General features: G+C 65.9%; 5 protein-coding genes. All 5 read left to right on the top strand.

Annotation, left to right across the window (positions count from 1 at the left end; translation table 11 throughout):
- Positions 1-437: response regulator transcription factor (locus tag ACMO6A_RS00460; RefSeq protein ID WP_418470639.1), on the top strand; the 437-nt coding region annotated here is incomplete at its 5' end.
- Positions 425-2,020 (top strand): HAMP domain-containing sensor histidine kinase, encoded by a 1,596-nt coding sequence (locus tag ACMO6A_RS00465; protein ID WP_009608407.1) that lies wholly within the window; start codon positions 425-427, stop codon positions 2,018-2,020. The genes ACMO6A_RS00460 and ACMO6A_RS00465, both read left to right, overlap by 13 nt.
- Before the next feature lie 68 nt (positions 2,021-2,088).
- Entirely contained in the window at positions 2,089-2,907 is an 819-nt protein-coding gene (locus ACMO6A_RS00470; RefSeq protein ID WP_009305368.1) for a TVP38/TMEM64 family protein, read from the top strand.
- A 126-nt stretch (positions 2,908-3,033) separates the two neighbouring features.
- Positions 3,034-4,296, top strand: coding sequence for a UV DNA damage repair endonuclease UvsE (gene uvsE / locus ACMO6A_RS00475; protein WP_009608514.1), 1,263 nt, complete (start codon positions 3,034-3,036; stop codon positions 4,294-4,296).
- Between the two features lie 315 nt (positions 4,297-4,611).
- Positions 4,612-4,838 (top strand): demethoxyubiquinone hydroxylase family protein (locus tag ACMO6A_RS00480; protein WP_418470640.1); only part of this gene is annotated, 227 nt, incomplete at its 3' end.

Below are 4,838 nucleotides of genomic sequence, written 5' to 3' on the forward strand. Positions count from 1 at the left end.
TGACGATGGCGGGCGGCGGCTGGGAGCGCTTTGAAGCCGGTGCCGACGACTACGTGCTGAAACCGTTCTCGTTAGCCGTGCTGGGAGCGCGCGTGAAGGCGCATCTTGCCCGCGACAACCGCCAGCACGTGCGCGCCGAAGTACGCTTCGACGGCGACATCGCCATCGACTACCGCTCGCGCACCGTGACAGCGGCCGGACGGCCGGTGGAGCTGACGCGGCGCGAGTTCGACATCGTCGCATTCCTGTCGAAGCATCCCGGCCAAGTGTTCGATCGCGACCGCATCCACGAGCGCGTAGGCGGTTGGGAAAACGAGAGCGATTCGCAGGTGGTGACCGAGCACATCCGGCGCATCCGCAAGAAGCTGGCCGCAGCGGGCGCCGAACCCGACCCGGTGGAAACGGTATGGGGCATGGGGTACCGATGGCGCGCGTAAGGGGCGCCGAACGCCTCGACGCCTTGCGGGCGCGTTGGCACCACGCGTCGCTCAAAACGTCGTTCATGGTGTACATGCTGGGGTTCTTGCTGCTGGCGCTGGTGATGTCCACGGTGACGGCCGGGATGTTCAGCGGGTTGCAGCACCGGGTGATCGCAGACGCGTACGAAATCTCGGGGCTCTACCTCTACGATGCGCACAACCGGACGCTCGTTCCCGCGCGCGCCGTGGATATCGACGAGAACGGCAGCAGCGTGTTCGTTCAAACCGTGCGCGGCGAGATGACCGAGATGCCGCTGACAGACTTGTCGTCGCTCGTGGAGATCACTGACGCGAGCGATTACCAGTACTCGCCGGGGACGGCGTATCTGTATGGTTCCGCCAACGACGACGCACTCAGCGTCGAAACGCCCGAAGCGCCCGACCAAACCGAGCTCACGCCCGCCGAGCTGCCCGCCTATGACGCGAAAGCGCGCGATCGGTTCGATGCCTGGCTGGCTGCCAACCCTGATAGCCCCTACACGTCGTTCTTCGACGGAGACAGCCAGGACGGCAACACCGTCGGACTGCTCACTTCCGCAGTGGGTTACTACGTGAACACGCCCCCATCGGAGGAGGCGCAGGCGCTGTCCTCGGCACTCGAGCTGCTAACGTTCCTCATGTTCCCACTGTGGTTCGGCCTATGCATCTTCGCAGCGGCGCGGCGCTTCTTCGGCAAGCGCCTCCAACCTGGATTCGATGTGCTCGACCGAGCAGCGTCCAACATCGCCGAGCAGAACCTCGAGTTCTCCGTGTCGTACGATCGAGATGACGAGCTGGGCCATCTAGCTTCGTCGTTCGAAGCCATGCGCGCCTCGTTGGCCGAATCGCAGCGCGCGCTGTGGCGCACGGCCGAGGAGCGCAAGCGCCTGAACGCCGCGTTCGCGCACGACCTGCGCACGCCGCTCACCATCCTCAAGGGCAAGATCGAGCTGCTGGACGCGCACGTGCAGTCCGGCAACGTGCCCGCCGATCGCCTGACGGCCTCCGTCGCCTCGCTGGCCGCGCAGGTGGAACGCCTTGAGCGCTACGTCGCCGCTATGAGCGGGCTGCAAAAGCTGGAAGACCGCGCCGTCGTTGCGCGCCCGACCAGGTTCGACAGCGTGGCGGGCATGGTGGAGGACGCCGGAACGGGGCTTGCTGCGCACGCCGACCGGACCTTCGCGCTGTCGGTGAGCGCACGTTGCGACCGCGAGCGGCCAGAGCTATGCGTGGATCAGGCCATCGTGGGCGAGGTGGCCGAGAACCTGCTGAACAACGCCATGCGCTATGCGTCGTCCCAAGTGGACGCTCGCCTCGACGTGCGTGACGGCGCGCTGGTTCTCATGGTGGAAGACGACGGGCCGGGCTTTTCGAACGCCGCGCTCGAACGCGGTTGCGCGCCCTTCTTCAGCGAGGTGCCCTCGGCAGAGCATTTCGGCCTGGGGCTGAACATCGCGTCGCTCATGTGCGAGAAGCACGGCGGCGGCGTAACGCTGGAGAACCGCGAGGGGGGAGGCGCGCGCGTGGTCGCGCGATTCTCCCTGGATTTCTGCGCCGAGTAGACAGTCGGTAGATATTTGCTCCGTACCATCGGAAGCGTACCGAACGCACCCGAGAAACGGAGCATCCCATGGAAGACACCGCCCCGCTGCGAACTTCGACCGTCACCCTGCCCCCGCTTCCTCGTACGCACGGCAACGCTCCCGATAACGCGACGATCGCGACGGACCGGCGTTCCCTGCTGAAGAAGCGCGCTGCCGTGATCGTCGGGCTGCTGGCCCTGACGGCGGGGCTCGCAGGGTTCTGCGTCCTCTACGGGCCGGAGCTGCTTGCCTTCGTTGCCGACGCTCCGCGCTTCCGCGCCTGGGTGGACGAAACCGGCTGGATCAGCCGCATCGTGTTCGTGCTGGCCAACATGGCGCAGGTCGTGTTCGCGTTCCTGCCCGGCGAACCGCTTGAGCTGGGAGCGGGCTACGCGTTCGGCTTCTGGGAAGGCACGCTGTGGTGCCTCGTGGCCAGCGCCTTGGGAACCGCGGCGGTCATGGCGCTCGTCCGCGCATTCGGAATCCGCATCGTCGGCTTGTTCTTCTCGCCCGACAAGATCACGTCGATGCGCTGGCTGCGCGACTCCCGACGTTTCGAAATGCTGCTGTTCCTGTGCTTTCTCATTCCCGGGACGCCGAAAGACCTGCTCACCTATGTGGCCGGACTGGGATCTAGCTCCATCGGACGCATCGTGGCCATCACCACGGTAGGTCGCATCCCCTCCATCGTCTCGTCCACGCTGGCGGCGGGCGCGTTCGGCGACGGCAATTACCTGGGGGCGGCGCTCGTGATCGCACTGACGGCGGTGCTGGCCGCGGCGGGCGTGATAGCGTACCGGCAGCTGGCGAAGCGCAGCGACGCGGCCGAGGATGCGGCCTCTAGCGCTGACGCAATGGGAGCCTAGGCGCGCGCCGAGCGCCACTCCGTCACGGGATCGTGCTCCGGCGGTGACCTGGGCGCATCCCGCTTCCCTCCGCACGCGCGTAAGATGAGCCATCGTAGCGCGGAAACCGGATCGAAGGGAGGCGTCGTGAGCATCGGGTACGCATCGAAGACGCTGGCAGCGCCCGGCGCGCGCATGCAATCGGTGGTGCAGCGGCTGGCGACGCCCGACCGCCTGGCGCAGGCGATCGACGGCAACCTGCGCGCGCTGGACGCCGCCCTCGACTACCAGGCGAAAAACGGCATCCACCTGTTCCGCATCAGCTCGGACGTGATCCCCTTCGGGTCGAGCCCCGTGAACGCGCTCGATTGGATGCGCGACTTCGAGCCGCATCTGGCCGCGCTCGGGCGCAAGGCGCGGCGCCATGGCATCCGGCTGAGCATGCACCCCGGCCAGTACACCGTGTTGAACTCGCCCGATGCCGACGTGGTGGAGCGGGCGAAGCTCGACCTGGCATACCACGCGGCGTTCCTCGACGCGCTCGGGATGGATGCGAGCGGAAAGATCGTGCTGCACGTGGGCGGCGCGTACGGCGACAAGCCTCGCGCGCTCGAGCGGTTCGCCAACGCGTACGCGACGCTGCCCCTCGCGGTGCGCCGACGGCTCGTCATCGAGAACGACGACCGGCTGTTCACCGCCCAGGACGTGTTGGCGCTCAGCCGTGCAACCGGAGCGCCCATGGTGTTCGACACGCTGCATCACGAGCTGAACCGCGAGCCCGACGCGCCGGACTGGCGAGCGCTGTTGGACGAGGCGGCCGCCACCTGGAAGCCCGAGGACGGCGCGCAGAAGATGCACTACGCGCAGCAAGCCCCTGGTCGCAGGCCGGGCAGCCACACCGACACCATCGAGCTTGCGCCCTTTCTCGCGTTCTACCGATCGCTCGCAGAGCATCGGACCGACAGCTCCTTCGGCATGCCCGACATCATGCTGGAAGTGAAGGACAAGAACCTCTCCGCCATCAAATGCATCCTCTGCACCAGCGAGCACGGCCGCTTCAGCCGGCTCGAACGCGAATGGGCGCGCTACAAGTACGCCGTGCTCGAACACGACCAGGCAGCCTACCTCGCCCTGCGGGCGCTGCTCAAGGACAAGCGCACGTGGCCGACCGTTCCGTTCTACGAGATAGTCGAACGCGCGCTGGCCGCACCTGTGGAACCGGGATCGTTCCGCAACGCCGCGCAGCACGTATGGGGCTACGTGGCGCCGCACGCCACCGCGCGCGAGCACGCGGCGTTCGAGCGCCTTCTGGAGCACGACGATCGCCCCGCCGCGAAGCGCAAGCTGCACGCCCTCGCCGAGAAGTACGACCAGCCTTACCTGTTGGAGTCCTACTACTTCGTGCTGTAGCCTTCTTTCGACTTGCGCTTGCGAGGATGTTTTACGCGAAGCATCGGACGACGCCCCTTCGTCGTGCCCTGACGGCGATGCGAGGCCCCGCCCTTTCCTCAGCCGCAGCGAACAAGGGCGCTTGAGCGCTTCGCTCGCTTGGGCAAACACCGCCGAGTAGGTTCGTTTATAACGTGTAGTTATTGAGAATAATTATCAATAATAATGGTATCGTTACATTTCAATCCTGATTATCGGAGTATCATATCGGGCAGAGAGAAGACCTGAACCACCGCCGATCACGGCGGCGCGACGAACATGAAAGAGAGGGATCGTATGCCCAGTTTCCCCAATCCGTTTGCAGGCAACGTCGACCGCAAGATGACGAACACCGAGCTCATGCAGGCGCTCCGTATCGACATCGCGGGCGAGCTTGAAGCCATCTTCCTGTACGACGCCCACTATCAGGCAACCGACGACCCGGCCGCCAAGGCCGTGCTGGCCGACATCCGCGACGAGGAGAAGGCCCACATGGGCGAGCTCATCACGCTGATGCGCCACCT

The sequence above is a fragment of the Eggerthella sp. genome (genome assembly GCF_048329335.1).
GTDB lineage: Bacteria > Actinomycetota > Coriobacteriia > Coriobacteriales > Eggerthellaceae > Eggerthella > Eggerthella lenta.